Below are 25,569 nucleotides of genomic sequence, written 5' to 3'. Positions count from 1 at the left end.
AGCAAAATAGATCCATATTGGTGCATTTTGCTTGATTTTATATGACCCCAGTCAGACTGCGTGCCCGTTAGAGGTTCATACAACCAGTTTCCAATATCCACGCCTACATTAATAGCGCTTTTCTTATAATGAAATTGACATCACGCATCGATCCGAAGTCAGGTATAATCGGCCGCCAATTTTGCACAAACTTTAACCAAGGCTTTTGTTGTGATCGACAATCTCAGAAACATCGCCATTATTGCTCACGTTGACCACGGTAAAACTACCCTGGTCGATAAACTGCTGGAGCAATCCGGCACCCTGGATCGTAAAGACCAAGGTGGCGAGCGAGTCATGGACTCGAATGATCAGGAAAAAGAACGCGGTATTACCATTCTGGCGAAAAACACTGCTATTCGCTGGAACGACTACCGAATCAACATCGTCGACACACCAGGACACGCCGACTTCGGTGGCGAGGTTGAGCGTGTGATGTCCATGGTAGATTCCGTCTGCCTGCTCGTCGATGCCGTCGACGGCCCGATGCCACAAACCCGTTTTGTTACCCAAAAAGCGTTTGAGCGTGGCCTGCGTCCTATCGTGGTGATCAACAAGATCGACCGCCCTGGCGCTCGCCCTGACTGGGTAATGGACGAGATCTTTGATCTGTTCGACCGTCTCGGTGCCACCGATGAACAGCTCGACTTCCCGGTTATCTACGCCTCCGCCCTGAACGGTATCGCCGGTACAGATCCGGATGATATGGCCGAAGACATGACGCCACTGTTCCAGATGATCGTCGACCATGTAACCCCGCCACCTGTCGATCTTGATGGCCCGTTCCAGATGCAAATCTCGGCACTGGACTACGACAGCTTCGTCGGTGTTATCGGTGTTGGCCGTATCTCCCGCGGCAAGCTCAAGCCAGGTACTGACATTCAGCTGATTTCTGCTGAAGGCAAGATCCGCAAGGGCCGCTTGCTGGAAGTAAAAGGTTTCCACGGTCTGAACCGGGTTGCCGTTGAAGAAGCCTCCGCTGGTGACATCGTCTGTGTTTCCGGTATTGAAGGCCTGAACATTTCCGATACCCTGTGTGCGGTCGGTCATGTTGAAGCCCTGCCTGCCCTGACCGTCGACGAACCAACAGTCAGCATGACCTTCCAGGTCAATGACTCACCGTTCGCCGGTAAAGAAGGCAAGTACGTTACTTCACGTAATATCAAGGACCGTCTCGACAAAGAGCTGATCCACAACGTGGCATTACGTGTTGAGCCGGGCGACAGCCCTGAGAAGTTCAAGGTTTCTGGTCGTGGCGAGCTGCATTTGTCGGTACTGATTGAAACCATGCGTCGCGAAGGCTTCGAAATGGCCATCGGCAAGCCCGAAGTGGTCCAGAAAATCGTCGACGGCGAGCTGCAAGAACCATACGAACAAGTGGTTATCGACGTTGAAGACGAGCACCAGGGTTCCATCATGGAAGAGATGGGCAACCGTCGCGCCGAGATGACCAATATGGTACCGGATGGCAAGGGTCGCACCCGTCTTGAGTTCATCATGCCAGCACGGGGCCTGATCGGCTTCCGTTCGCAGTTCATGACCATGACCTCTGGCTCCGGCATCCTGACCAACGTGTTTGATCACTACGGTCCTGTGCTCAGCAGCCTGGGTTCTACTCGCCACAACGGCGTACTGGTCTCCATGGTACCGGGCAAGGTACTGGGCTATGCCCTGTTCACCCTGCAAGAGCGTGGTCGCCTGTTTGTAGCCCCAAGCCTGGAAGTCTACGAAGGCATGATCATTGGTCTGCACAGCCGCGACAACGACCTGGTGGTTAACCCGACCAAGGCCAAGCAGCTGACCAACGTCCGTGCTTCCGGTACTGATGAAGCCATTAACCTGACCCCTCCAGTCCGTCACACGCTGGAACAGGCTCTGGAATTCATCGAAGAAGATGAACTGGTCGAAGTGACTCCTACCAGCATTCGTCTGCGCAAGAAATTGCTGACTGAAAATGAACGCAAGCGCTCCAAGCCGAAAAAAACAGCCTGATCTCATAACCGGCCTTCAAATGCCGGTTTATGCGCCAGACTGAACGATAAAAAGCCCGTTTGAGGAAACTCAAACGGGCTTTTTTGTGGCTGCGGTTCTATAACTTGCTGGCTTTCCTTTGCCGCTTGTTCTCGCCGTTAACGTCCGGCTTTGATATTGGCCCAGCTGCGGTTACGGATACGTGCCACTTTAGGGTCTTCTTCGTTACTGACAAACAGCTTCTCCAACACATCGGGAGTCGGATAAATCGCCGGATCAGCGGCAATCTCAGGATCAATCAGTGTCGTTGCAGCGGTGTTCGGATTGGCGTACCAGACATAATCGGTTACTTCCGCAATCACTTCCGGGCGCAACAGATAGTTGATGAATTTGTGGGCATTCTCGGCGTTTTTGGCATCCGCCGGAATCAACAGCATATCAAACCAGACTTCCGAGCCTTCTTTCGGAATGCTGTAGACCACTTCAACACCGTTGTCTGCTTCTTCAGCGTTATAGGCTGCCTGAAACACATCACCGGAGTAACCGACAGCAACACAACTGTCACCATTTGCCAGATCGCTGATGTACTGGGATGACGTGAACTGTTTGACGTAGGGCCGTACCGCTTTCAGGGTTTGGGTCGCTCTGGCATCGTCGCTGAAGTATTTCTTGTCGGTGCTGTTTGGGTCATCGCCGTTATACAACATCACAAACGGATACATTTCATCGGAGGAATCCATAAAGGAAACGCCGCAGTCAGCCAGTTTTTCCATGTATTTGGGGTTGAATACCAGCTCCCAGCTATCGACGGGAGCCTCTTCGCCCAACACTTCGGCAACCATCGCCGGGTTGTAACCAATCCCGGTGGTACCCCATAAATACGGCACGCCATATTGGTTGCCCGGATCTTTTTTCTGCAATGACGTTAACAAGGAAGCATCCAGGTTTTTCAGATTCGGCAGCTGGCTTTTATCCAGCTTGCGAAAAATACCCGCCTTGATTTGCAATGCCATAAAGTTCGACGTCGGTACCACCAGGTCATAACCGGTATTACCCGCCAGCAACTTGCCCTCCAGGGTTTCGTTGCTGTCGTACACATCGTAGTTCACCTTGATACCGGTTTCCTGCTCAAAATTGGCGATGGTTTCTTCACCAATATAGTCAGACCAGTTATAAAAGTTCAGTACGCCTTCTGCCTGGGCAAGCGGTGTCAAACCAGAAAGCCCTATCAGCATAGTGGCTGACAATAGTGGCAGGCGTGACCGGGTTACGTACGTCATATCGTGATCTCCCTTGTATGAATAAGGGACAGAACCTGATGGCCCTGCCTTGGTTTACGGATACTTCATCCAGCGTTAATGCATCGAGAACTACATTTTCGAGCGTTACGTCGTCGCTCTATCTATTATCGAACAACACCGATGAAACGTTCGTTAGACCGTCATCAGCAGAAACTCTCTCTCCCAGGAGCTGATTACCTTGTTGAAGGTTTCAAATTCAGCACGCTTGACGCCGATATATCCCTTAACAAAGTGCTCTCCGATCACTTCTTGCAATTCTGGACATTCTTCCAGCAAGCGCAAGGCTTCTTCCAGTGTACGTGAGACCGCTACCAGATCCCCTTCATGAGCCGCCAGCGCCTCGACCGGGGCTTCCGCCTTGATACCCAGTTTCATCCCCAGATAACCACACGCCAGACTGGCCGCGATGGCCAGATACGGGTTGCAGTCTGACCCGGCAAAGCGGTTTTCAATTCGGGTGGCATCCTTGGGAGCCTTGGGGGCACGTAATCCTGCCGTGCGATTATCGATTCCCCATTTGAAATTAACCGGCGCAGCGATTTCCGGCACAAAACGGCGGTAGGAATTCACATTAGGGGCATAAAAAGGAATCGCCGCCGGGGTAAATTTCTGCAAACCGCCAACATAGTGATAAAAGGTTGCTGAGAACAGCTCATCCCCTTCTCCGGCAAAGATATTCTTGCCCGTATTGGCATCGAGCAGGCTTTGATGGATATGCATCGAGCTGCCTGGCTCACTTTGCATCGGCTTGGCCATAAAAGTGGCGTACATATCGTGTTTCAGGGCCGCTTCACGTAATGCACGTTTAAAGATATATACCTGGTCTGCCAGGCTCATGGCATCACCATGCAGGAAGTTGATTTCCATTTGTGCGGCCCCTGATTCATGAATCAGGGTATCCACATCCAGACCCAACTCGTCGCAGTAGGCGTACAGGGTGTCGATCACCGGGTTAAACTCGTTTACCGCATCAATACTGTAAGACTGGCGCGCGTTTTCACGACGGCCGGAACGGCCCATGGCTGGTTTCAGTTCGTAATCCGGATCACTGTTTTTCTGTACCAAGTAAAACTCGACCTCTGGCGCAATAATCGGTCGCCAGCCTTCTTTTTCATACAGTGCCAAGACCCGGCGCAGTACCGAGCGACTTGATAGCGGGTGGTGTTTACCATCGGAGGTATAACAGTCGTTAATCACCAGGGCAGTGGGTTCATCGGCCCAGGGCACAATACGCAACGTCGATGGGTCCGGCACCAGCAGCATGTCTTTATCCGCCGGATCGACCAGATCATAGTGATTGTCGGCCCACTCTCCGTTCACCGTTTGTACCAGTAAACATTCCGGAATATGACCGCCATTTTCGGTCAGGAATTTGCGCGTAGGATAAAACTTGCCTCTGGCATTACCCGTCATATCGGGAAAAGTAGACTCAACTTCAGTAATGCCATTTTCTTTCAGAAAGCGTTCGACGGCTTCCATAATTCACCTGTCCTGCAGTAGGTTCTGGTTGTGCTGGCCAATTAACCAGCGTCGGTAGGATAACGATTCGTGTTTGATCTTCATCTTCAAACCGAACAATAATTCGGTTTAAGGCTATGTCAAAAAGCCCGCAAGAGCAACGCAACCTGCTCGATAATTGCTCAATTTGGCGATTTTGTCAGCACAATAAAACCCGAATTATCATTCGGGTTTTATTGTGCTACGGTAGCGCCAGACAGATCATCCGACAGCTGGAGCAAGACCATGCACACACAATCAGATCGCGGCAGCTACTATCGCGCCAGTGCCAATCGTGTCAGCGCCTACCCCTCACTGAAAGGGGACATCAAGGCCGATGTGTGTGTCATTGGTGGTGGTTACACTGGCTTGTCGGCAGCACTGCAGCTGCGCGAACACGGCTTGTCGGTCGCCTTGCTGGAGGCGGAATCAATCGGCTGGGGTGCTTCTGGCCGCAACGGTGGCCAGGTTTGCCAAGGCCTGAATATGGCGCATGAGGATCTGGCTGCAAAAGTCGGCCGCCCCACAGCGGACGCCTTGTGGCAGATGTCGCTGGATTCGGTCGAACTGGTCAGAACACTCATCAACAAGCATCAGATTGACTGTGATCTTAAACATGGCGTGTTACATGTCGCCGCCAAACCGGGTCACAGCGCCGACATTGAAGCCGCAGTAGCCTATAAACAGGAGGTCCTGGGTTATCAGGACGTGGCTTACATCAAGCCCGCCGATGTACAGGAGATGCTGGGTACCGAGCGTTATTACGGTGGAGAACATTTCACCAATGCCCTGCACCTGCACCCGCTGAATTACGCGCTGGGGCTGGCGACTGCCGCCGAGCAAGCCGGTGTCCAGCTGTATGAACACAGCCGGGTAACAGACTATCAATCGGGCCGAACAACCCAGGTAAGTACCAGCGCGGGCAACGTCTCCTGCCAATATATATTGCTGGCGTGCAATGGCTATCTCGGGCCTCTGGAAAAACGCATTGCGGGCAAGATCATGCCCATCAACAATTTTATTCTCGCCACCGAGCCGCTCCCGGACCACCTCGTCCAACGGATTAATCGCGCCGATGTAGCGGTGGCAGACTCCCGCTTTGTCATCAATTATTTTCGTTTATCGGGTGACAACCGTTTGCTGTGGGGGGGTGGCGAAACCTATACCTCGCGCTTCCCCAGCGATATTCGCGCCTTTGTGCAGCAGCATATGCTGGCCTTGTACCCTGAGCTGGCACAGTACCGTATCGACTACGGCTGGGGTGGTACCCTCGCCATTACCCTGAACCGTATGCCACACTTTGAGCGCGTGGATCAAAGTCTGTTTGTTGCCCATGGTTATTCCGGTCACGGCGTTGCTCTTGCCACCCTGGGTGGCAAGCTGATGGCCGATGCCCTCGCCGGGTCAGCCCAGGGTTTTGATCAGTTTGCCGCGGTGCCGACGCCAAGCTTTCCCGGTGGTACCCTGTTGCGCTGGCCCGGACTGGTGGCTGGAATGCTGTATTATTCCCTGCGCGACCGCTTTTTCTGATCCATATTGAGCCTGTTGCCCGGATCACTATCGACGAGGAACCCCTGCACCAATGAGTGATGAACCAGCCCCTGCCAACCCCCGTTCACAGCGTCAGCAAAACCTGCAACCTCGCAGCGAGCCGATGCAACGGCGCTCACGCAAACGCTCACGGGAGATCATTGATATCACGGCTGAACTGCTGGAAACAGTGGGACTGGATGACCTTAGCACCATTCTGATTGCCAAAGCGGTGGGGATTTCGGTAGGTTCGCTGTATCACTACTTTCCCAACAAGCACGCCATTCTGTATGCCATGGGCCAACGCTGGCTCGAAGATGTCGAGCAAGCCTTGCTCGGTATTGCCCAGCTACCGGTTGAAACCCTGCCGCTGGAACAGTTACTCAACAAGGTACTGGAGCGCCATTTAAAAGTCTACAAACGCCAGAAGGCCGTACTGACGCTGGTGCAAGCCATGTTTTCGGTCCCCGAGTTACGCCAGTTGGATGAACAACACGACGACCTGGTGATCCATCATATGGCGGTGATATTCAAACGTATGGGAATCCAGAGCCATATTCGCGAACGTGAACGGCTGGGGCGGCTTTATCTGGAGGTCAGCCACAGCGTATTTCTGGTGGTCGTACACCAGAACCCACAACGGGCGCGGCGGACACTGGATGATTTACACCTGTGTCTGCATGCCTTGTTACAGCATCACTTGCCCGCTGGGCACCCGACCCTGTAGCCTCAGGTGTTGGCATTGTTCCACGTGAAAACAAACAGGGTCGAGACTGGTAATGGCTGTCGAAACGGCATCGGTTGCTCCGCGGTTAAGCCGTTCAGGGGCGTCTTAATTATCAGCCTGGCCACTTTCGATCAGCCATCTACCATCAATCAGCCATCAGCCATCGCGGCAAGCTACCGACCAGACACAACGGGATCACAGGCAATAACCGCCATCCACCTGCAACTTCAGCCCTCTGACCGCACTACTGCCACCCAACGCCAGATATTCCAGTGCTGCCACCATATCGTCTGGCTGCAGGATGCGTCCGGCCAGTGTGGATTTCATATTTTCCGTCAGCTGTGCCAACGCTTCCTCATTCATCCCGGCCTTGGACTGGATTTCGGTTAATGTAATGCCCGGTCGCAAACAGTTAACCCGTATACCACGGCTGGCCAACTCCAGATTTAATGGGCCCATGGCCCCTTCCAGTGCAGCCTTGCTGGCGGCATAGGCCGTACAATTGGCAAAGGCCTTGTCCGCCACAATGCTCGAGACCAGCACCACACTCGCCGGGTTGTTCAATACCGGCAGCAATTCATACAAGGTCTGTAATGGCCCCAGCAGGTTGCTGTTTAATTGCTGCTGCAGGTTTGTTGTTGTAAAGGACTCAAAGGCTTGTGGCAAAAAGATACCGGCATTCAGGATCAGGGCGTCCAGCTGGTACCGTTCTGCCAACAGCAATTCCGACAGTTGTGTGATCGCCGTTACGTCTGTCTGGTCACAGCAATAACCACGAGCCGCAGGTGTATCCTGCTGCTTGTGATCTTGATCTGTCCCGTTAAGAGCCGTCAGTGCAACCTCCAGACGCTCCGGCCTCCTGCCGGTGATCAGCACTCGATGGCCCTGCTGCCTGATGTGCTGTGCCGCAGCCAGTCCAATACCCGATGTGGCACCTGTTATCAGTATCGTTTTCATGCATTCACATCCGTTTTATGTCATCTATAGAGAGCATTAGTATCTACTGGAGACTCCGTGCTGAGAAGTATCCAAATGGCACCAATTACGCGTCTGTTTTGGGTGGTGTGGTGCTGCGACAGGTTCAATTATCTTTTACCTAACTTCACTACTTAACTACTACGCTACCTCGCTACCTCACCGGTACAGCCTGACCACTGAAGTTGAGCAAGCACGTACGGCATACAGCCATTAGTGCCGATAACGTCCGTTATCTGGACGGTCTGGTGCCGATGTAGTGACAAACAGAGAGCGAGAACAAGAGCGAGAGCAGACACCAGATAATCAACCGCGATATCCGGCGATAACAAGCACCCGGGGATGGGAAAATAACAGTGGGAACACTACCGACGACGCTGACATCCAGCTAACGGCCGATAGTTGAATACAATCCATTCAGACCCGAGTGACCGAACCGGCCGACAGCCAATCAGCTGGCACATCGTTCACTCAGGTTGATCACCATGATCAGACAGCTCCGGCATCCTTCAGGATCTCGGCATATTCTGCGCCTTGTTTATGCTGGCTGATGGTCGCCAGAATGGTTTCACCAGCAGCATTGGTGGCATTCAGGTCGTGACCTTTGGCCTTGAACAACTCGATATACTGGGCAAAGGTACCAGGCACCATATAACGATAGGCGCGGATGGCACCGATATAATCGGCACTGTCACCATCGTAGCTGGGAACGTCAAGAAAGGTGCTCAACTGGTCTTCGCTCCAGTCACCACCAAATACTTTTTCTTTGTCTTTCTTTTGCATCAGTATGCTCCGTCGGACGTCGGCAATCAGCGGCCAGACGTTATCAAATAGTAAGTCGGGGGCGGCATTATTGGTGCCGCCGGATTATCGACCTGAGTGATGATCGTGGGCGATCAACGATCAGTCAATCTTGCGGTATTTCATATCCCAGACACCATGGCCTTTACCCTGACCGCGTTTTTCAAACCGCGTCAGTGGTCGGTCATCCGGGCGCTCAACACACTGGCCAGGGCCGGCGATATTGTCATAACCCGCCTGTGCATCCATCACCTCGATCATGTGCTCCATGTAGTTTTCCCAGTCGGTAGCCATATGGAAGATGCCACCGGGCTTGAGAATACGGCGCAGGGTCTGGACAAATCCGGTTTGTACGATCCGGCGTTTGTGGTGTTTTTTCTTGTGCCACGGATCAGGGAAAAACAGCTGCACCGTATCAATGCTGTTATCCGGAATCAGCTTCAGAACCTCGATGGCGTCGTCCTTGTAACTGCGCACATTGGTGACACCGGCTTCTTCTGCCAGGTTGAGCAGCGAGCCGACACCGGGCAAATGCACTTCAACACCGATAAAGTTCTTCTCTGGTGCCGCAGCGGCCATAGCCACCAGTGACTGACCCATGCCGTAGCCGATTTCCAGCACGGTGTGGGCATCACGGCCAAACACATTCGCCGGAACAATCGGGCCATCGGCCAGCTCCAGCCCCCACTCAGCCCACTTGCGCTCCAGTGCCAGCTCTTGCCCTTTGGTCAGGCGGCCAGCGCGGATCACAAAGCTTTTGATACCCCGGCGATAAACGGGTTTGTCGTCCGCCGTTGCTTGTTCCGCCGCGACTTCATCCTCTTCAGGCAAGGCAGTGGCGGCATCGGCCGGAAGATGGTCGTTCAGGTTGTTGGACTCGTGTTCTGTCACTCAGGAATGCCTAACGTTAATCAATGGAAGTAGAAGTCGTCATCGAACGGGCCGCGATAAACAACAAGCCCCAGCCAATCAGCCAGCTAACGCCGCCAATCGGGGTAATCATGCCCAGCATGCGCAAATCCAGCAGCACCATGGCGTACAGGCTGCCGCAAAACAGCAGCAGTCCGGCCACCATAAACAGCGCCGCCCGATTGAGCCAGACCTGCGGCTGGTGCAGTTGCCAAACCCCCAGACCCAGCAACACAGCGGCGTGCAGCAGATGGTAGTCAACGGCGGTCTGATACACCGTCATCATTGGTGCCGACAGCAGGGGTTTCAGGCCATGGGCACCAAAAGCACCGAGCGCTACGCCCAGGAATCCGGCAATAGCGGCCAGCATCAGGGTGGTTCGTGCCTGCATGGTTCGGCTCCGTCGGAAAAACAATGGCGCATTATAGAGGAGGCATGGCGTTACGTCACAGGGTAGCTTCCCGGGCTGGCAATGAGTTGGCCAGTTCAAAACGGAAGCAGGTGCCCGTTCCTGGTACCGATTCCACATCGATACGGCTTTGATGCAATTCCAGAATGCGTTTGACGATCGCCAGCCCGAGGCCACTGCCTTGTCGCTTGGCCTGCCCTGTGGGGGTTGAGGCCATGGTTTGCGAGCGGCTGGCCTGATAATAGCGCTCAAAAATATGTGGAATATCGTGCTGCTGGATGCCAATACCGGTATCGCGGATTTCAATCCGGGTGGCACCCTCAAGCGCCTGGATCTGCAACACCACCGAGCCGCCGGATGACGTGTGGCGCAAGGCATTGTCGATCAGGTTTTGCAGTACCCGTTGTATCATGGCGATATCTGCCACCACATAACTGTCGTGCTGCTGGCCTTGCAAATCCAGTTCGACGCCTTGCTGTTGCGCTTTCAGGCGAAATTCCTGCAAACAGTCATGGGCCAGTTCCAGCAAGGAAAACGGTTCGCTATTGGGCTCGGCGTTGTCGGCCTGTAACAGCGACAGTTCAAACAACTCGTTAATCAGTTGCGACAACCGCTGACTCTGCTGGCTGGCAATGTCCAGGTAGCCTCGCAACTCCGCTTGCTGCGGGCCGTCGTGCAACCTGAGCAAGGCCGTTTCGATATACCCCTGAATACTGGCCAGCGGGGTGCGTAAATCGTGGGACACATTGGCAATCAGTTCCCGCCGGTTGCTGTCGAGTGCCTGCACCCGGCTGAACTGCTGTTGAATATGTGCCGCCATCTGCTGGAAAGCGAGAGTCAACTGGCCAATTTCATCCGACGGCTGCGGTGTTTTTTGCAGCAATGGCTGCATCACCGACATATCAGGGTAGAGCAGGTTGTAACGCAAGACAGCTTGCCGCAAGCGGGTCAGCCGCCGGGTCAGCACAAAAAATATCCACAACCCCACCAGTACGGCAGTGACAATACTGCCGACCATCAGCCAGCTGCCCAGCGTAAAGGTGTAGCTGGAAAAAACCGACTCATGCAACTGCCGGTAATGCTGGCCCCCAATAACGGCGTAAACATAACCGAGTGGTCTGGCTCCGCTGGCGTCAGCATCGCCGCTGCTGGCGGTCAGTATGGAGGCTGGAGATGCCGGAATAGCGGCCACGGAGAAGATGTTGCGCTGCTGCGGATTACTGGGATCATCGCCCAGCACAGGGTAACGGGCGTTTGGTTGCAGATACTGTTGAATCGGAGCCAGCGCCACGCGCTGCAAATGCACCTGGTCAGGCGGCAGACGATGACCAAGGATCTGGCCGTTGGCGTCCAGCAAGTAGATTTCCAGGGCAGGGTTCAGCACCATGGCATGCCCGGCCAACTGGTCGAGGGCTTGCTCGTCCACCACGCCGGCTGCATCCAGCAGCGGCTGTTGTCGCGTCACATAACCGGCGACCGGCTGGTTCAGCTGTTGCAACACATTCAGACTGTGGTTCTGGCTCATATAGCCCGACAGTCCCAGCAGCAAGGTGCCCAGCATCACCAGAATCAGCAGCAACGCCAATGCCAGCCGGGTAAACAGACGGCCCCCGAGTGCCATCACCCGGCTGGAGGGTTTCGGGTTCAGCGGATGGCGGTACGTATGATCCGGCTTATCCAAGGCGATACCCCACCCCCCAAACAGTCACAATAATGCGGGGCCGGGTCGGGTCGTCTTCGATTTTGGCACGCAGACGATTGATGTGAGTGTTGACCGTGTGTTCGTAGCCTTCTTGCCCTTGCCCCCAGATGCGGTTTAACAAATGGGCGCGGGAGAAGGCATCTTCCGGATGCTGCATAAAATAGCTGAGCAGGTCGAATTCCTTACCCGTCAGGTCGAGCACCTTGCCCGCCTTGCTGATGCGATGCTGGCGCAGGTTCAGCACCAGACGGTGCGACTGGCTGACCAGTTCATCCACTGACGCGGTCGGCTCCCGACCGGCCCGCTCGGTTTGTACCCGGCGCAAGATGGCTTTGATGCGGGCCATCAGCTCAATCACACTGAAGGGTTTTAGCAAGTAGTCGTCGGCTCCCATTTCCAGCCCCAGCACCCGGTCCATTTCACTGGAACGGCTGGTCAGCATCAGCACAGGTACGGTGTGACCCCGACCGCGCAGGTCACGACAGATTTCCAGGCCGTCTTTTCCCGGCAAATGTAAATCCAGCACAATCAGGCTCCAGTCCTGTTGGCAGGCCAGTTCAAACCCGGCTTGACCATCGTGAGTTACCTGCACATGGTGGTACTGCTGGCGTAAATGCAAGGCCAGTAAATTGGCAATATCGGGTTCATCCTCAATCACCAGAATACGATGGGCCAGCGCCGCAGAGGCCGAGACCAGGCCACGTTCAGTGGCTCCGGCGGGCGTCGTCGGGTCAGTGGCGGAAGTGAGTGGCGCAGGCATGGCGGGTCTCCGGGCGGTGGCTGTTTTCCTTGTTTCCTTGGTCGCGCGCAGCCTCGGGTTCTTACAAAACCTGTCGGCGGCTGCCCGGACATGCGTCACACCGAGATATCCGGATTCACTCTGTCCGGATTCACTCTGTCCGGGTCACGGTGATCAAGGCCACAGGGTTATCCCAACGATGGACGTGCGTCAGTGCCGAGCTGGCCAGGCCATCGTCCTGCGTGACCACACCGGCATGCAGCGTCACCTGGTCTTGCCGATCATCTCGACTGGCATTAAACCCTTCGCCACCGGCAGCCGGGCCAGGAATGGTCGTCGACGATTCGGTATTGGCTTCGGTGCCAGCGTCGTAGCTGTTGGCCGTTACCTGAAGCGATGACCCCACTGCCAGCTGCGTCACGTCCAGCGCAGAGGCAGCAATCACCCCATCATTGGTATTCACCAGCATGCTGGTAATACTCAGCAAGATGCTCTCATCCATGGCGCCCATGCTGTCTACACTTATGCCATCCAGCGTTATGGTCAGCGTTGCCGTACCGCCCGGCACAACGACCCCCTCGCCGCTCTGGCTGCTGTACACCGCCGGGTTGCTGTTGGCAGCGGCCAGCAAGGCGCTGTTATCGCCACCTTCGGCCAATTGCTCCAGCTCAATACTGGCGGCCGTGCCGGTCACCAAGGTGTGATAACCGGCCCCATGTGCCACCACCGCCAGTGGCGACAGGGGTTGCCCGGCCGTGGCATTGGTCACGGTGACGGCAAAGGTTTTGTTGCTGGTTTGTTCAGCGTCGCTCGCGCTGTTACTGCTGTTGTTATCGTCATCAGCCAAACAACCGCTCAAGAGCACCGCGCTGGCCAAGACCGGCACCAGGCCGGCATGCTTGCGTATCAGAATCATCTTAATCACCTCACTTGACCGTCAAGGTCACACGGGCCACCGGGTTCAACCAGCGGTGTACTGTTGAATCGATATCACTGACACCACCACCGAGATCGCTGTCGCCCAGCACATTGCGGTGAATATGAACAAATTCTTCCGCTACTGCGGCAATGCCTGTTGCCGACATGCCAATGCTGGCATCCAGAGGTTCAGGAACCGGGAATCCGGCTTCGCCCGGTGCTCCGCTGCCCCGCATTTCATCATTGGCTTCGGTACCGGCGTCATAGCCGTTGAGGTCGTAGTAATAGGTCCCCGCCAGTGTTGGAATCTCAAGGCTGTTGAGAGCAACAAAGCCGTCGTTAGTGGGCAGCATCATGGCCACAATCGACAGTTGGGTATTCATACCGGTGTCGATATCTGTGCTGGCTGACTGTCCTGCCAGCAACAACCCGGCGGCTGGATTGTCGACGATGACACCACCGGCACCGGTTACATCCGCCGACAAGCCGCTGATATCACCACCTTCAGCCATTTTTTGCAGGTTGGCACTGGCCGCTTCACCCGGCATAAACAGCGCCGTATCGGCATCGTGACCAGCTACCAGCAACGGCGTAAAGGCAATTCCACGCGTCAGGTTGGTGATTTCTACGGTCAGGTCGGCTGCCATTGCCGGGGTCGCCAGAGTGCTTATGGCGGCGGCCAGCAGCGTTGTACGTAAATTCATCATCATGCTCTCCATCATTGGGTTAGGGTTCGCAGCCTGCCAACAGCCTGCTGAACAACCCGTTCAGAATGATGCCTGGAGCCGGTTGCAGTCCTCCCGGAAGTGTTACGGAGTCGTCCGGGTTATCACAGAAGTATCACAGCCTATTGGCTCATCAACCCGCCCCGTTGCTATCATGCCTCTTCCTGAAAGTGAGGCAGCCGCGTGAAATACAACGACCTTCGTGACTTTATTGACCAACTCGAAAAGCAGGGTGAGCTCAAGCGCATCCGCTACCCCGTCGATCCCCATCTGGAAATGACCGAAATCGCCGACCGGGTATTACGGGCAGAAGGCCCGGCACTGCTGTTTGAAAACCCCAAAGGTTACGAAATGCCAGTGCTGGCCAATCTGTTTGGTACCCCCAAGCGGGTCGCCATGGGTATGGGCGAGAACTCAGTTGCAGCACTGCGGGAGGTCGGCAAGCTGCTGGCTTTTCTGAAGGAGCCGGAGCCACCCAAGGGCATGAAGGACGCCTGGGAAAAGCTGCCGATCTTCAAGAAAGTATTAACCATGGGCCCAAGCGTGATTAAAAAGGCCCCCTGTCAGCAGGTGGTCATCGAAGGTGAAGACGTGGATCTGGGCAAGATTCCGGTGATGCATTGCTGGCCCGGAGACGCCGCACCGCTGATTACCTGGCCCCTGGTGATCACCAAAGGCCCACACAAGGAACGCCATAATCTTGGCATTTATCGCCAGCAGGTTATCGGCAAGAACAGGGTCATTATGCGCTGGCTCAGTCATCGAGGCGGGGCGCTGGATTTTCTGGAATGGCAAAAAGCCCATCCCGGCGAGCCGTTTCCCGTCACTGTCGCACTGGGGGCCGACCCGGCCACGATTCTGGGTGCAGTCACTCCGGTGCCCGATACCCTGAGTGAATACGCATTTGCCGGACTGCTGCGCGACAGCAAAACCGAGCTGGTGAAGAGTATTGGGAATGAGCTATTGGTGCCCGCCAGTGCCGAGATTGTGCTGGAAGGCGTGATCCATGCTGGTGACATGGCCCCGGAAGGGCCGTACGGTGACCACACCGGTTACTACAACGAGGTGGATCAGTTCCCGGTATTCACTGTCGAGCGTATTACCCACCGCCGCGATCCGATTTATCACAGCACCTACACCGGTCGGCCACCGGATGAACCCGCCATTCTGGGTGTTGCCCTGAACGAGGTGTTTGTGCCGATTCTGCAAAAGCAGTTTCCGGAAATCGTCGACTTCTATTTGCCTCCGGAAGGCTGTTCCTACCGTATGGCCATTGTCAGCATGAAAAAGCAGTACCCGGGTCACGCCAAGCGCGTAATGATGGGGGTATGGTCGTTTTTGCGGCAATTCATGTACACCAAGTTTGTCATCGTGGTGGATGACGACGTCAATACCCGCGACTGGCAAGACGTGATCTGGGCGATTACCACCCGTATGGACCCGGCACGGGATACCACCCTGATCGAGAACACGCCTATCGATTACCTCGACTTTGCTTCGCCGGTCTCTGGTCTGGGGTCCAAAATGGGAATGGACGCCACCAACAAGTGGCCCGGTGAAACCACCCGGGAATGGGGCACACCGATCGTCAAAGACCCAGAGGTGGTTGCCCATATTGATGAAATCTGGTCGGAACTCGGTCTTGACCCCATGGACGACAGCCAGTGAACAGTGTGCAACCCGTCACCACGGTAACGGTTACCTTTTTACCAAATCAGGTGACCATGCCTTGCCGCACTGATCAGACCCTGATGGATGCGGCTCATGAACATGGCATCAAGATGAAAACCGCCTGCAAAAACGGCGTCTGTGAAGTCTGTGCTGGTCGTTGGCTGGCCGGCTCTCTAAAATTCAATAATCTCATTGGCCAGCAAATACTTGATCAAAGCAATCGGGTATTATGTTGTATAGCGATGCCTCAAACGGATACCCAGATTGTTATGGCTAATATTCAGCACCCGGATTGCAAAGACCAGGTTATCCTGGCCATGCAAGTCCAAGCCGTCACCCCCTTGACGGAGGAAGTATATGTCGTTGAGCTGCTGGCTCCGGCAGGCAAGGCACTGGATTTCTGGCCTGGCCAGTATCTGCTGTTACATATCACCGGCACCGACGGCAGCGAACGGAAAATCCCCTACTCTATTGCCAGCGCCCCGGGCAGCCTCACCGGCTCCGAGCCACGGGCCTTGCAGCTGCATATTGCCAACACCAGCGACACCGCCGCACAGGTGATCAAACAGCTGCAAACCCAGCCAACGATTTCAGCCACCTTGCCGATGGGTGACTGCTTTATCTCCCCCACCCAGCTGCGGGCCTGTGCTGGCAAACCGATCCTGCTGCTTGCGGCGGGCACCGGTTTTGCCCAGATCAAGGCACTGGCAGAAGGTATTCTGGCGCTGGCTCCGGCACAAGAAACCCACCTGTATTGGTCCAACCGCAGCGCTGGCGGCTTCTATATGGCCGATTTACCCCAACAATGGGCACATGATCATCCCAATCTGCATTTCCATCCTATACTGGAAGAACAGGCCGATGGCTGGCACGGACGGGCTGGCTGGATCTATCAGGTGATACAGCACGACTTCAAAGACCTCTCCGGGGTCCATGTCTTTGCTTGCGGTTCCCCTAATATGGTCTACGGTACTCTAGAGCAATTGGAACCGCTGGGTCTTGGCGAGACCAATCTGCACTCCGATGTACTGGCTTATGCGCCACGGCCTCCCAAGGCCTGACCGACAAGACAGCCACATCAGCCGAGAATACACGCCGTTCTGTTATTGACCGGCAATCACCGACCAGCGATGGCAAACCAGGCGAGGCTTTCCAGGCATCGCCAATCTATTGAGGAATATTTGTGGACTGGCTAAATCAATTCGGAAGTTCATTATCTACGGAAAACATCTGGGCAGAATATCTGCTGCCATGGGGTACCCAGATTGTTCTGGCGTTACTGATATTTTTTGCCGGCCGCATGGTCGCCAATCTGGTGCTGAAAGCCATCACCGGCATGATGGTCAAGGCCCGGGTTGAACCGATCCTGACAGATTTTGTAAGCACGGTACTGCGGGCACTGCTGATGGTGCTGGTGGTGGTGATCTCGCTGTCGCAGCTGGGTCTGGATACGACCTCACTGATCACCTTGCTGGGTGCCGCCGGCCTGGCAGTTGGTCTGGCCCTGAAGGATTCACTGTCGCATTTTGCTGCGGGTGTCATGCTGATTGTTTTCCGCCCGTTCAAGCTGGGGGATTACGTTGAAGTCGGTGGTGTCGCCGGTTCCGTCAACAAGATCACCATTTTCAGTACTCGTTTGAAAACTCCGGACAACCGGGTAGTCACCGTGCCCAACGCCAATGTTTTTGGTAACACCATGGTGAACTATTCGGAAGAACCAACCCGCCGTCTGGATATGGTCGTGGGTATTTCCTACGGCAGCGACCTGCTGCTGGCCAAAAAGATCATGACCGAGATGCTGGGTAATGACGAGCGTATCCTGAAAGACCCGGCCTTCACCGTAGCGGTATCCGAGCTGGCCGATTCCTCCGTTAATTTTGTTGTACGCCCATGGGTAAAAGCAGCCGATTACTGGGTGGTTAAATGGGAGCTGACGGAAGCCATCAAATTACGTTTTGATGCCGAAGGAATTGAAATTCCGTTCCCGCAAATGGACGTTCATCTCAACAAAGTCGATTAAGCAAGTTTCCCGCCTCTACACCCGCTCGATTATGCGACCAATGGCGTAACGCCTTGGTCGCTGAAAAGACTCAAGATGTAATAACAATAATAAGAAGGTTATCGCCATGTATCGTTGCTTTGTGCTCACCGCACTTGCGTTGTCTGCGCTCACCGCTCAGGCCGCCGACTCCATCAAACTGGGGTTGAACTACCCCTCGACTGGCCCCTATAAAGAACAGGGAATCGCCCAGGCCCGTGGTGCCTTGCTGGCCGTTGAGGAAATCAACGCCGCAGGTGGTGTGTTGGGCCGTCCACTGGAACTGATTACGGCCAATACCGCATCCAAGCCGGATAAAGCTGTCGAAAACGTCAAGCGGCTGTCGTCCCAAGGGGTCTCGATGCTGTTTGGTGGCTCTTCCAGTGCCGTGGCCATTGCCGCCGGTAAAGAGGCTGCCCGTCAGGGTCTGATCTATTTTGGCACCCTGACCTACGCCAACGAAACCACAGACGAGGAAGGCCATCGTTATATGTTTCGTGAAACCTACAACGCCTGGATGGCCGCCAAAGCACTGGCGTTTTATCTGAACCAGAGTCTGGCCGGTAAAAAAGTGTTTTATCTGACCGCCGACTACAGCTGGGGCCATTCCACCGAAGGCTCCCTGCGCACCTTCACCAATACCCAGGATAAAAACAAATACCCCGGCGTTCTGGTACCTTTTCCACGCCCGAAGCAGGCAGATATTGAAAGTGCTCTGGAAGCAGCAGAACGCGCCAATGCGGATGTGCTGATGCTGGTTCAGTTTGGTGACGATATGGCCAGCACGTTGAAGGCAGCCTATCGCATGGGCCTGAAAGACAAGATGACCATTGTGGTGCCCAACCTGACGCTGGGTATGGCCATCTCCGCCGGTGCTGGCATTCTGGAAGACGTTATTGGTGCCGTGCCCTGGACCTGGCAGGTGCCTTATCTGTACGGCTTTGAAAAGGGCCAGCAATTTGTTGAGCGCTTTGCCGATCGCTTCCAGAAATACCCTTCCAGCTCCGCTGCCTCGGCTTACAATATTGTCTATGAATTCAAAGCGGCGGCAGAACGCACCGGTAGCCTGAGTAGCAGCCGTCTGATTTCCGCTCTGGAAAACCACACCTATACCGGCGTCAAGGACCCACAGACCTGGCGCGATTTTGACCACCAGAGCGTACAGTCCGTGTATGTCGTCAAAGGCAAACACCGGGCGACGGTACTGGCAGACAAGTTTAATGAAGACTACTTTGAAGTCCTGCTGAGTATTCCGGGTAAGACGGCGGCCAAAACCTATGAAGAATGGTCAGCCACCCGACAGGCAGCGGGCAAGTCGCTCACGCTGAAATGATCGTATGATCGATCCGCTCAGGCGAGCGGATCGGGTTTGACCAGGGGTAAACACTAGCCGGACTGGCAGTCCTGCTGCGCCAGGGCTTGCTGGAAGTATCGGCTGGCACCGACATGATCCTGTTCTTGCACCAGTAACTTGCCCATTTCGGCGTTTAGTCCGGGCAGGTTTTTCAGCTTCAATCCCATCAGCAAAAACTCTCTGGCCCGCTCCGGTTGCTCAAGACGCAGCGCCAGGCGCGCCAGAATCAATAACAGTACCGGATCATTCGGCCGTTCCTGCAGTTGTTTTTCTGCAAAGAGGAAACGTCTGCGGGCATCCGCGCCATTAAGTCTGGCGTAGGCCAGCAGCAAGTCATCACGCCAAACGTACGCCAGCCCGTTACGCAAATCCACTTCGGCCTGCTCATCCTCTCCCAGCTCATGCAGGGTATCGGTGTAGTGCAACAGAATATCCCCCTGACGGCGGCAGTGTCGGGGCATCGACTGATACAGTTTCTTCAAGGCCGCTACCGGGTCCTTGCTTTGCTGCGCCTTGGCTGTACGGTCGATCAGCTGCAAATAGACTTTTTCTTCCAGTTCCTTGAGCTTGCTTTCCGGAATTTTTCCGGCTTTGCCAGCCTTGCCCAGAATCGGCAGTAATTCGTGTAACGCCACCCAGTCTTCCAGATCCTGATACAGCCGCACCAGCAATTTAAGCAAGTAGCTATGACGGGGATAACGGTCGCGCAAGCTGACCAGAACCGCCAGGGCCTGCTCTTTGTGGCCGCGCGAGATCAGCAACTGGGCATGGGAAATACCAACCGCCAAATCAGCCCCGCGGGTGCTTTTACTGGCAGCACTCAAGAGCTCATCGGTGGTGTCGTGCTTGCCTTGTTCATACGCCGCACGGGCGGCGGCCAGATAGTTGATCAGCGGCATATCGGTATCGGTTGCCGAACGTGTCAGCAAACGTTCAGCCCTTGACCACTGCCCCAATGCCAGCGACAACAGACCACGGGTGGTTTGCTTGCGGGCACGGGCGGTACGGCGACTGCGCCGCCATTCATTAAAACGCCAGTCGGAACCCAGCATCACCAGGCTGAAACGGAATAAGAAATACACCGCCACCAGCATGACGCCAAGCAGTAACAAAAAGAACCACAAGCTGGTTTCAAGGCTGTAATGATGCCAGCTCAGCAGGACATAACCTGAATCCTGCCCCGCCAGAGACCCTGCCCCCAGGGCCACCACCAGGGTAATTACAAAAAACAGCAACCAGCGCTTCATGGCTGTGCTCCTTGCGGCTCAGTGGTCGCCTTGGCAGCAGGAGCCACTGGCTGTTGCTCCGGGCTGTATTCCGTTTCATCCAGAATCATACGTGCACGCAGAGCCTGCAAGGATGCACTGATATCCGGTACCGCCGGACTCACCTGCCATTGTTGCAGCTCGCCCAGCAACTGGCGTAATGCCAGCACCGCCTGATCTTGCTTGGGCAAATAACGTTCAACCCAGCCTTTAACGCGGCCAAGGCTGTTGTCGTACAGGTTCTGATCGCCACGCAACATCGCCAGCTGGGCCTGTTCCAGCATCAGGTGGGCATTCTGTTGCAGGTAATAAGCCTGCTCCGGTGCCATGGGAATATCGACAGGGCTGTCCTGACGACGTATCCGTACCACCTGGGCAAGTCCTTGTTTCAGCTCATCAAACAGCTGCTGGTACCAGGCTTGAGCGGCTCCGGCCAGGGTTGTATTGGCGTCGGAGGCTGTTGATGGCAACCGCACTTGTGGCAACCAGTCAACCTGATCCAGAGAATCCTGCATCGCCTGCAAGCGGGCAATCGCACCGACCTTGTCGACACCGGGCACCCGGCGCAGCTGTTGGATCTCGCTGGCTATTTTAGTCCGGACGTTATCGTAGGCCGGGTTGTTGATTTCCAGCAGCACCTTGTCGGCAGCCACCAGCATGGCAGCTGCTCCGGTAACATCACGCTCAAGGTTCAGGCGTTGATTCGCCAATCGCAGCAGGTATTCCACTTCGGCCAGGAGCCAGTCCTGACGATCGGAACCGGCCAGCCCGGCCAGCCGTTGTTCATTATGCTGCGCCTGACGGGATACCGTGGCCAGCTGGTCTTGCAAAGCCCGATCACCGCTATCCTGTTGCTGCTGCCGCTGACCCAGTGTATTCAGGGTTTGGCGATCAGCCTGCGTCTGTTGTGCCATGCCTTGCAACTGCTGTTGCAGCTGGCCCAGCTGTTGGCGCTGTTGCAACCCATACCAGACCACAGCCGCCGAGACGGCCAGTGACAGTAACACCAGAATAACCAGCAGCCAGATTGCCAATGACGATCGCCGTCCAGGGGTGTTTTCCTTGTCGGGTTTGCCTGCTTGCACATCCGGTCGGGTCTTTTTCGACGCCGCTTTTTTATTCGTCGACGCCGTCGTGCTGTCGCTCGGGGCTGCGGGAGCTTGCTCTTTGTCCAGCGTTACCTGGGCGTCAGCACCCGCATCGTCTGTTGTTTGCTTGTCTTTGTTGTTGTCCACGTCTGTTTTCCTGTCACCGCCGCCGCTAGCGACCTGATTATCGGGTTACAGCTGCGCCGCCAGGCAGCTGAGCATGTCGTCATCCCTGGCACTGGCGGGAACCAATACCGGATCGTAGCCTTTGGCCCGCGCCTGTTCGGCAATCCGCTCACTGGGCAGTATCAGCCCGACAATCCGGTTAGCCAACGTGGGCACCTGCCTTTCTATAATATCCAGGGCCTGGCCACTGCTGAGCAGCAGCCATGGACGGGTACCGAGTGTCACGTCCCAATCGTGACTGCTGTACTGCCGCGGTCGCCGTTCATACAGCTCGGCATAGTCGACACAAGCGCCACGCGCACGTAATGTCGTCGCCAGTGTTTCCCGACCACCAACACCCCGCCAGATCAGAATGCGTTGTTCTGCCACTTGCTGCAAGGCAGGTAATGCAAGCAGTCCTTCACTGTCATATCGGCTGGCCGGACAGCTGGCCTCCAGACCGTACTGCCAGAAAGGTTCGGTACTGGCTGGGCCAACACCATACCAGTGCACTCCCAGCGGTGGCTGGGGCCAATACGTATCCAGCCATTCCAGCCCCGACCGGGCTGCGTTGGCGCTGATGGCAATCACGTGCTGGTAGAGGTCGAGATCGAGCATCCGGGCACGGGCCAAACGCGCGTGCTCACTGTGCTCGGCCACCGCCTCAATCGCCATCAATGGCCGATGCAGACAGTGATAACCGGCCTGCTCCAGAGCGGCGATCAGATGATCGGCCTGACCCTCGGGGCGGGTCACCAGAATCGTTGTCAAAGCCTAGCGTACCTCACGACCGTAGACTTCGGTCAGGATCTCGCCAGCCCCTTGGGCCAGCAGATGTTCTGCCGCCAGGATACCCAGTATCTCTGCATCGGCCCTGTTGCCCTGCTGTTCCGTGGTCAGCACCTTGCTGCCATCGACGGAGCCCACCAGCCCCCGCAAGGTCAGCTGGTCGCCTTGTAATTCTGCATAGGCGGCAATGGGCACCTGGCAGCCACCTTGCAAACGACGGTTCAAGGCCCGTTCGGCCAGCACACAGTCGGTGGTATCGGCATGGGCCAAAGGAGCGATCAGTGTCTGGGCAAGCTCATCATCACAACGCCACTCAACCCCCAATGCGCCCTGGCCACCAGCAGGTAAGGACTGCTCGGCCGAGAGGGATGCCGTCAAGCGATCACCCATTTCCATTCGCAACAGTCCGGCAGAAGCCAGAATAATGGCATCAAATTCACCGGCATCGAGTTTGCCCAGGCGCGTCTGGACGTTGCCACGCAGGGAGCGAATCTGTAAATCCGGCCGCTGTTGTTGCAACTGACACTGGCGCCGCAGGCTTGAGGTACCAACAACTGCCCCTTGTGGCAGTTCGTCGACACTGCTGTAGTTATTGGAGACAAAAGCGTCCAGCGGGGTTTCCCGCTCACAAATCACGCCCAGCTCCAGCCCTTCCGGAAATTCCATCGGCACGTCTTTCATTGAGTGCACGGCAATATCGGCACGGCCGTCCAGCATGGCGACTTCCAATTCCTTGACGAACAATCCTTTACCGCCAATTTTGGCCAGCGGTGTATCGAGAATCTTGTCACCCTGGGTGGAGAAGGTCACCAGTTCTACTTCCAGATCTTTATGCAAGGCCATCAAGCGGGCCTTGATATGTTCAGCCTGCCACAGGGCCAAAGGACTTTTACGGGTAGCAATACGGAGCAGACGAGCTGATGACATGATGATCCTTATTCGACGGGAAGTATGGTGGCCTGGCTGGCAGACCACCGATATGAGACATTTGCAAATCATACCAGTGCTGGCGCGTCAGCTGAAATTACCCGGATCAGCTAAGCAGCAGGAAATACTGTGTTCAGGGCTAAAATGACTTCATTACCTTGCGCACATCCGGTAAATGGCGGCGACTAACCGCAACACCGTCTTTGATACCGTTCAGGTATACCACATGGCCTCGACCTTCCTGCGCTTCCAGTCGCACGATACGATCCCGCGCCACCAACGCACTGCGGTGGACCCGGACAAAGCGGTCGCCAAATTCTTCTTCGAGCTGACGCAGGCTGTCATCGATCAATGTTTCGCCTTGTTCCTGAATGGCATTGACGTATTTCTGATCAGCCAGAAAGTAGCATATGTCTTCCAGCGGGATACGTTGCAAGCCCATATGAGTGCGGGCAGTCAGGTGCGTGCGTATTTTAGCGGTGCCTTCGTCGTGCTCCGGTTTTTCTTCTGACAGATCCCGGCTTGCCAGTTCCCGGGCCTCCAGCCGCTCCCTGACCCGCTCCAATGCCCGCTGCAAATCCGCCGGACGTACCGGCTTGAGCAAGTAATCGATGGCGCTGACACCGAAGGCATCCAGAGCATGTTCATCAAATGCCGTACAAAAAACCACCAGCGGAGGCGTGTCATATTGCTGCAATGCCTGGGCGGTTTCCAGCCCGCTGCGGCCAGGCATCTGGATATCCAGCAGCAATACATCGGCACGGTGGTGCTCCAGCCATTGCAAGGTGGCATCCCCGCTCTCCAGTTCGACCACCAGTTCAAAATCCAGGTGCTCTTTTAACAGGCGTGCCAACCGGCCACGAGCCAGCGGCTCATCATCAACCAGCGCCAGGCGATAACTCATGGGTACGCTCTCCAGAATACAGTGGAATCATGATCCGCGCCTGGTACTCATCCGCCAGCTCCAGTGTCTGTAGCCGGGCAGAATCACCAAACAGGGTGTCCAGTCGGGCACGGATATTACGTTGGGCAATGCCATTACCCGGCTTGCTGCTGCCGGGAACCCGGGCATTCGCGACCATCAGCTCCCAGCCTCCCGTCACCGGGGTCAGCGAAATACGAATCCAGCCGCCACCAACCAGGGGCTGAATGCCGTGGTAAACCGCATTTTCAAGCAATGGCTGGAGAATCAGGGTTGGCATAATAATCTCCGGCAAAGGGTCGGGGAGTTGCCACTCGATCGTCAGCCGTGTCCCCAGCCGGGTATGTTCGATATCCAGATAACGCTGGCCAAATTCAATTTCCTGCTCCAACGTCGATGGCGTGTCATCGGCTTTCAGAACCACCCGGAACAATTGCGCCAGATCCAGCAGCATGTTTTCGGCTTTTTCCGGATCAATCACAATCAGCGCAGCGACGGTATTCAGTGTATTAAAAAAGAAATGCGGCCGAATATTGGCCTGTAACGCTGACAGCCGCGCCTTGAGCTCTGCCTGCGCCTGAATCCGCCACTGGCTCTGCACATAAAAGTAGCGTAATGCCAATGCTGTCACCAGGGCACTGACCAGCGCATTCCGGGCCAGCCAGAGCCAGTCGATGCTTCTCACACTGGTTGGCCAGAGCCAGTCCGCCATCAACCCCACACCCAGTGTCACCAGCTGCACCAATAACAGCGCCAGCACCGAAACCAGCATGACGTTCACCTGCACCAGCACAAATCGCAGCTGACACAACACCGCCACCGACAGCAAGGCCACCCACTGCACAAACAGCGAGACCAGGCCAAAACGTTCCCAGGAAAACGCCGCCAGCGACGATTCCATCAAGGTCAGAATCGCTACCAGGCCTTCACTGACCGCCAGCAAAAACAGGATTGCCCGGGTGTTACACAAATCGGGCAGGAAAAACGCATCCAGTAAACTGCGATCATGCTGATGGCTGACAGCGGATACGGTATCTGACATAGCTGATCCTCTGACCGTAAGGTAAAAACAGTACTAGTCTCGCTTTAGTCTCGGACGACAACAAG

General features: G+C 55.5%; 23 protein-coding genes. 7 read left to right on the top strand and 16 right to left on the bottom strand.

Going from position 1 to position 25,569, the window contains the following annotated elements:
* Positions 1-210 precede the first annotated feature (210 nt).
* On the top strand, positions 211-2,031 hold the full coding sequence (typA, locus tag Q8W22_RS02170) for a translational GTPase TypA (RefSeq protein ID WP_303431188.1): 1,821 nt from the start codon (positions 211-213) through the stop codon (positions 2,029-2,031).
* A 137-nt stretch (positions 2,032-2,168) separates the two neighbouring features.
* On the opposite strand, the gene Q8W22_RS02165 is transcribed toward typA, so the two are convergent.
* A complete protein-coding gene (locus Q8W22_RS02165; protein ID WP_303431189.1) occupies positions 2,169-3,290 on the bottom strand; it encodes a polyamine ABC transporter substrate-binding protein in 1,122 nt (373 codons plus the stop codon).
* A 153-nt stretch (positions 3,291-3,443) separates the two neighbouring features.
* Positions 3,444-4,790: a glutamine synthetase family protein gene (locus Q8W22_RS02160; protein WP_305451468.1), complete on the bottom strand. Its 1,347-nt coding sequence runs from the start codon at positions 4,788-4,790 to the stop codon at positions 3,444-3,446.
* Between the two features lie 264 nt (positions 4,791-5,054).
* Between Q8W22_RS02160 and Q8W22_RS02155 the strand changes: the two genes are divergently transcribed.
* Positions 5,055-6,338: an FAD-binding oxidoreductase gene (locus Q8W22_RS02155; RefSeq protein ID WP_305451467.1), complete on the top strand. Its 1,284-nt coding sequence runs from the start codon at positions 5,055-5,057 to the stop codon at positions 6,336-6,338.
* A gap of 52 nt (positions 6,339-6,390) precedes the next feature.
* Positions 6,391-7,065 (top strand): TetR/AcrR family transcriptional regulator, encoded by a 675-nt coding sequence (locus Q8W22_RS02150; protein ID WP_305451466.1) that lies wholly within the window; start codon positions 6,391-6,393, stop codon positions 7,063-7,065.
* Positions 7,066-7,260: 195 nt separating this feature from the next.
* Here the strand turns inward: Q8W22_RS02150 and Q8W22_RS02145 are convergent, their stop codons facing one another.
* From Q8W22_RS02145 to Q8W22_RS02110, 8 genes are all read right to left on the bottom strand, one after another.
* Positions 7,261-8,022, bottom strand: coding sequence for an SDR family NAD(P)-dependent oxidoreductase (locus Q8W22_RS02145; protein ID WP_303431193.1), 762 nt, complete (start codon positions 8,020-8,022; stop codon positions 7,261-7,263).
* 507 nt (positions 8,023-8,529) lie between these two features.
* Positions 8,530-8,823 (bottom strand): PA4642 family protein, encoded by a 294-nt coding sequence (locus tag Q8W22_RS02140; RefSeq protein WP_303431194.1) that lies wholly within the window; start codon positions 8,821-8,823, stop codon positions 8,530-8,532.
* Positions 8,824-8,943: 120 nt separating this feature from the next.
* Positions 8,944-9,732, bottom strand: a complete 789-nt coding sequence (gene trmB / locus Q8W22_RS02135) for a tRNA (guanosine(46)-N7)-methyltransferase TrmB (RefSeq protein ID WP_370694158.1) — start codon at positions 9,730-9,732, stop codon at positions 8,944-8,946.
* 16 nt (positions 9,733-9,748) lie between these two features.
* Positions 9,749-10,141 (bottom strand): DUF423 domain-containing protein, encoded by a 393-nt coding sequence (locus Q8W22_RS02130; protein ID WP_303431195.1) that lies wholly within the window; start codon positions 10,139-10,141, stop codon positions 9,749-9,751.
* Positions 10,142-10,196: 55 nt separating this feature from the next.
* Positions 10,197-11,840, bottom strand: coding sequence for a cell wall metabolism sensor histidine kinase WalK (locus Q8W22_RS02125; RefSeq protein WP_303431196.1), 1,644 nt, complete (start codon positions 11,838-11,840; stop codon positions 10,197-10,199).
* A complete protein-coding gene (locus Q8W22_RS02120) occupies positions 11,833-12,621 on the bottom strand; it encodes a response regulator transcription factor (protein ID WP_303431197.1) in 789 nt (262 codons plus the stop codon). The genes Q8W22_RS02125 and Q8W22_RS02120 overlap by 8 nt, the downstream gene beginning before the upstream one ends.
* Before the next feature lie 130 nt (positions 12,622-12,751).
* Positions 12,752-13,516: a spondin domain-containing protein gene (locus Q8W22_RS02115; RefSeq protein WP_305413581.1), complete on the bottom strand. Its 765-nt coding sequence runs from the start codon at positions 13,514-13,516 to the stop codon at positions 12,752-12,754.
* A gap of 10 nt (positions 13,517-13,526) precedes the next feature.
* Positions 13,527-14,228 (bottom strand): spondin domain-containing protein, encoded by a 702-nt coding sequence (locus tag Q8W22_RS02110; protein WP_305413582.1) that lies wholly within the window; start codon positions 14,226-14,228, stop codon positions 13,527-13,529.
* A gap of 198 nt (positions 14,229-14,426) precedes the next feature.
* Between Q8W22_RS02110 and ubiD the strand changes: the two genes are divergently transcribed.
* The 4 genes from ubiD (at position 14,427) to Q8W22_RS02090 (ending at position 19,285) form a co-directional block, all read left to right on the top strand.
* Positions 14,427-15,911 (top strand): 4-hydroxy-3-polyprenylbenzoate decarboxylase, encoded by a 1,485-nt coding sequence (gene ubiD / locus Q8W22_RS02105; protein ID WP_303431200.1) that lies wholly within the window; start codon positions 14,427-14,429, stop codon positions 15,909-15,911.
* Complete coding sequence (locus tag Q8W22_RS02100) at positions 15,908-16,975, top strand: 2Fe-2S iron-sulfur cluster-binding protein (protein WP_305451465.1); 1,068 nt, start codon at positions 15,908-15,910, stop codon at positions 16,973-16,975. Before ubiD ends, Q8W22_RS02100 begins: the two co-directional genes overlap by 4 nt.
* Before the next feature lie 122 nt (positions 16,976-17,097).
* On the top strand, positions 17,098-17,934 hold the full coding sequence (locus Q8W22_RS02095) for a mechanosensitive ion channel family protein (RefSeq protein ID WP_303431202.1): 837 nt from the start codon (positions 17,098-17,100) through the stop codon (positions 17,932-17,934).
* A gap of 106 nt (positions 17,935-18,040) precedes the next feature.
* Positions 18,041-19,285 carry an ABC transporter substrate-binding protein gene (locus tag Q8W22_RS02090; protein WP_305413587.1) on the top strand — a complete coding sequence of 415 codons (1,245 nt, stop codon included), beginning with the start codon at positions 18,041-18,043 and terminating at the stop codon, positions 19,283-19,285.
* A 53-nt stretch (positions 19,286-19,338) separates the two neighbouring features.
* On the opposite strand, the gene Q8W22_RS02085 is transcribed toward Q8W22_RS02090, so the two are convergent.
* The 6 genes from Q8W22_RS02085 to Q8W22_RS02060 form a co-directional block, all read right to left on the bottom strand.
* Positions 19,339-20,553 (bottom strand): heme biosynthesis HemY N-terminal domain-containing protein, encoded by a 1,215-nt coding sequence (locus tag Q8W22_RS02085; RefSeq protein WP_305413589.1) that lies wholly within the window; start codon positions 20,551-20,553, stop codon positions 19,339-19,341.
* The gene (locus Q8W22_RS02080; RefSeq protein ID WP_305451464.1) at positions 20,550-21,806 is read right to left on the bottom strand and encodes a uroporphyrinogen-III C-methyltransferase; all 1,257 of its coding nucleotides are present in this window, start codon (positions 21,804-21,806) and stop codon (positions 20,550-20,552) included. Before Q8W22_RS02080 ends, Q8W22_RS02085 begins: the two co-directional genes overlap by 4 nt.
* Positions 21,807-21,851: 45 nt before the next feature.
* On the bottom strand, positions 21,852-22,595 hold the full coding sequence (locus Q8W22_RS02075) for a uroporphyrinogen-III synthase (RefSeq protein WP_305451463.1): 744 nt from the start codon (positions 22,593-22,595) through the stop codon (positions 21,852-21,854).
* A 3-nt stretch (positions 22,596-22,598) separates the two neighbouring features.
* The gene (gene hemC, locus Q8W22_RS02070) at positions 22,599-23,540 is read right to left on the bottom strand and encodes a hydroxymethylbilane synthase (RefSeq protein ID WP_305413593.1); all 942 of its coding nucleotides are present in this window, start codon (positions 23,538-23,540) and stop codon (positions 22,599-22,601) included.
* A 139-nt stretch (positions 23,541-23,679) separates the two neighbouring features.
* Entirely contained in the window at positions 23,680-24,444 is a 765-nt protein-coding gene (locus Q8W22_RS02065; RefSeq protein ID WP_305413595.1) for a LytTR family DNA-binding domain-containing protein, read from the bottom strand.
* Complete coding sequence (locus tag Q8W22_RS02060) at positions 24,419-25,504, bottom strand: sensor histidine kinase (protein WP_305451462.1); 1,086 nt, start codon at positions 25,502-25,504, stop codon at positions 24,419-24,421. The genes Q8W22_RS02065 and Q8W22_RS02060 overlap by 26 nt, the downstream gene beginning before the upstream one ends.
* Positions 25,505-25,569 lie beyond the last annotated feature (65 nt).

The organism is Oceanobacter sp. 1_MG-2023, assembly GCF_030689025.1.
GTDB lineage: Bacteria > Pseudomonadota > Gammaproteobacteria > Pseudomonadales > Oceanobacteraceae > Oceanobacter.
The sequence above is the reverse complement of the archived record's forward strand: the minus strand, read 5'-3'. Positions and strand labels throughout refer to the sequence as shown.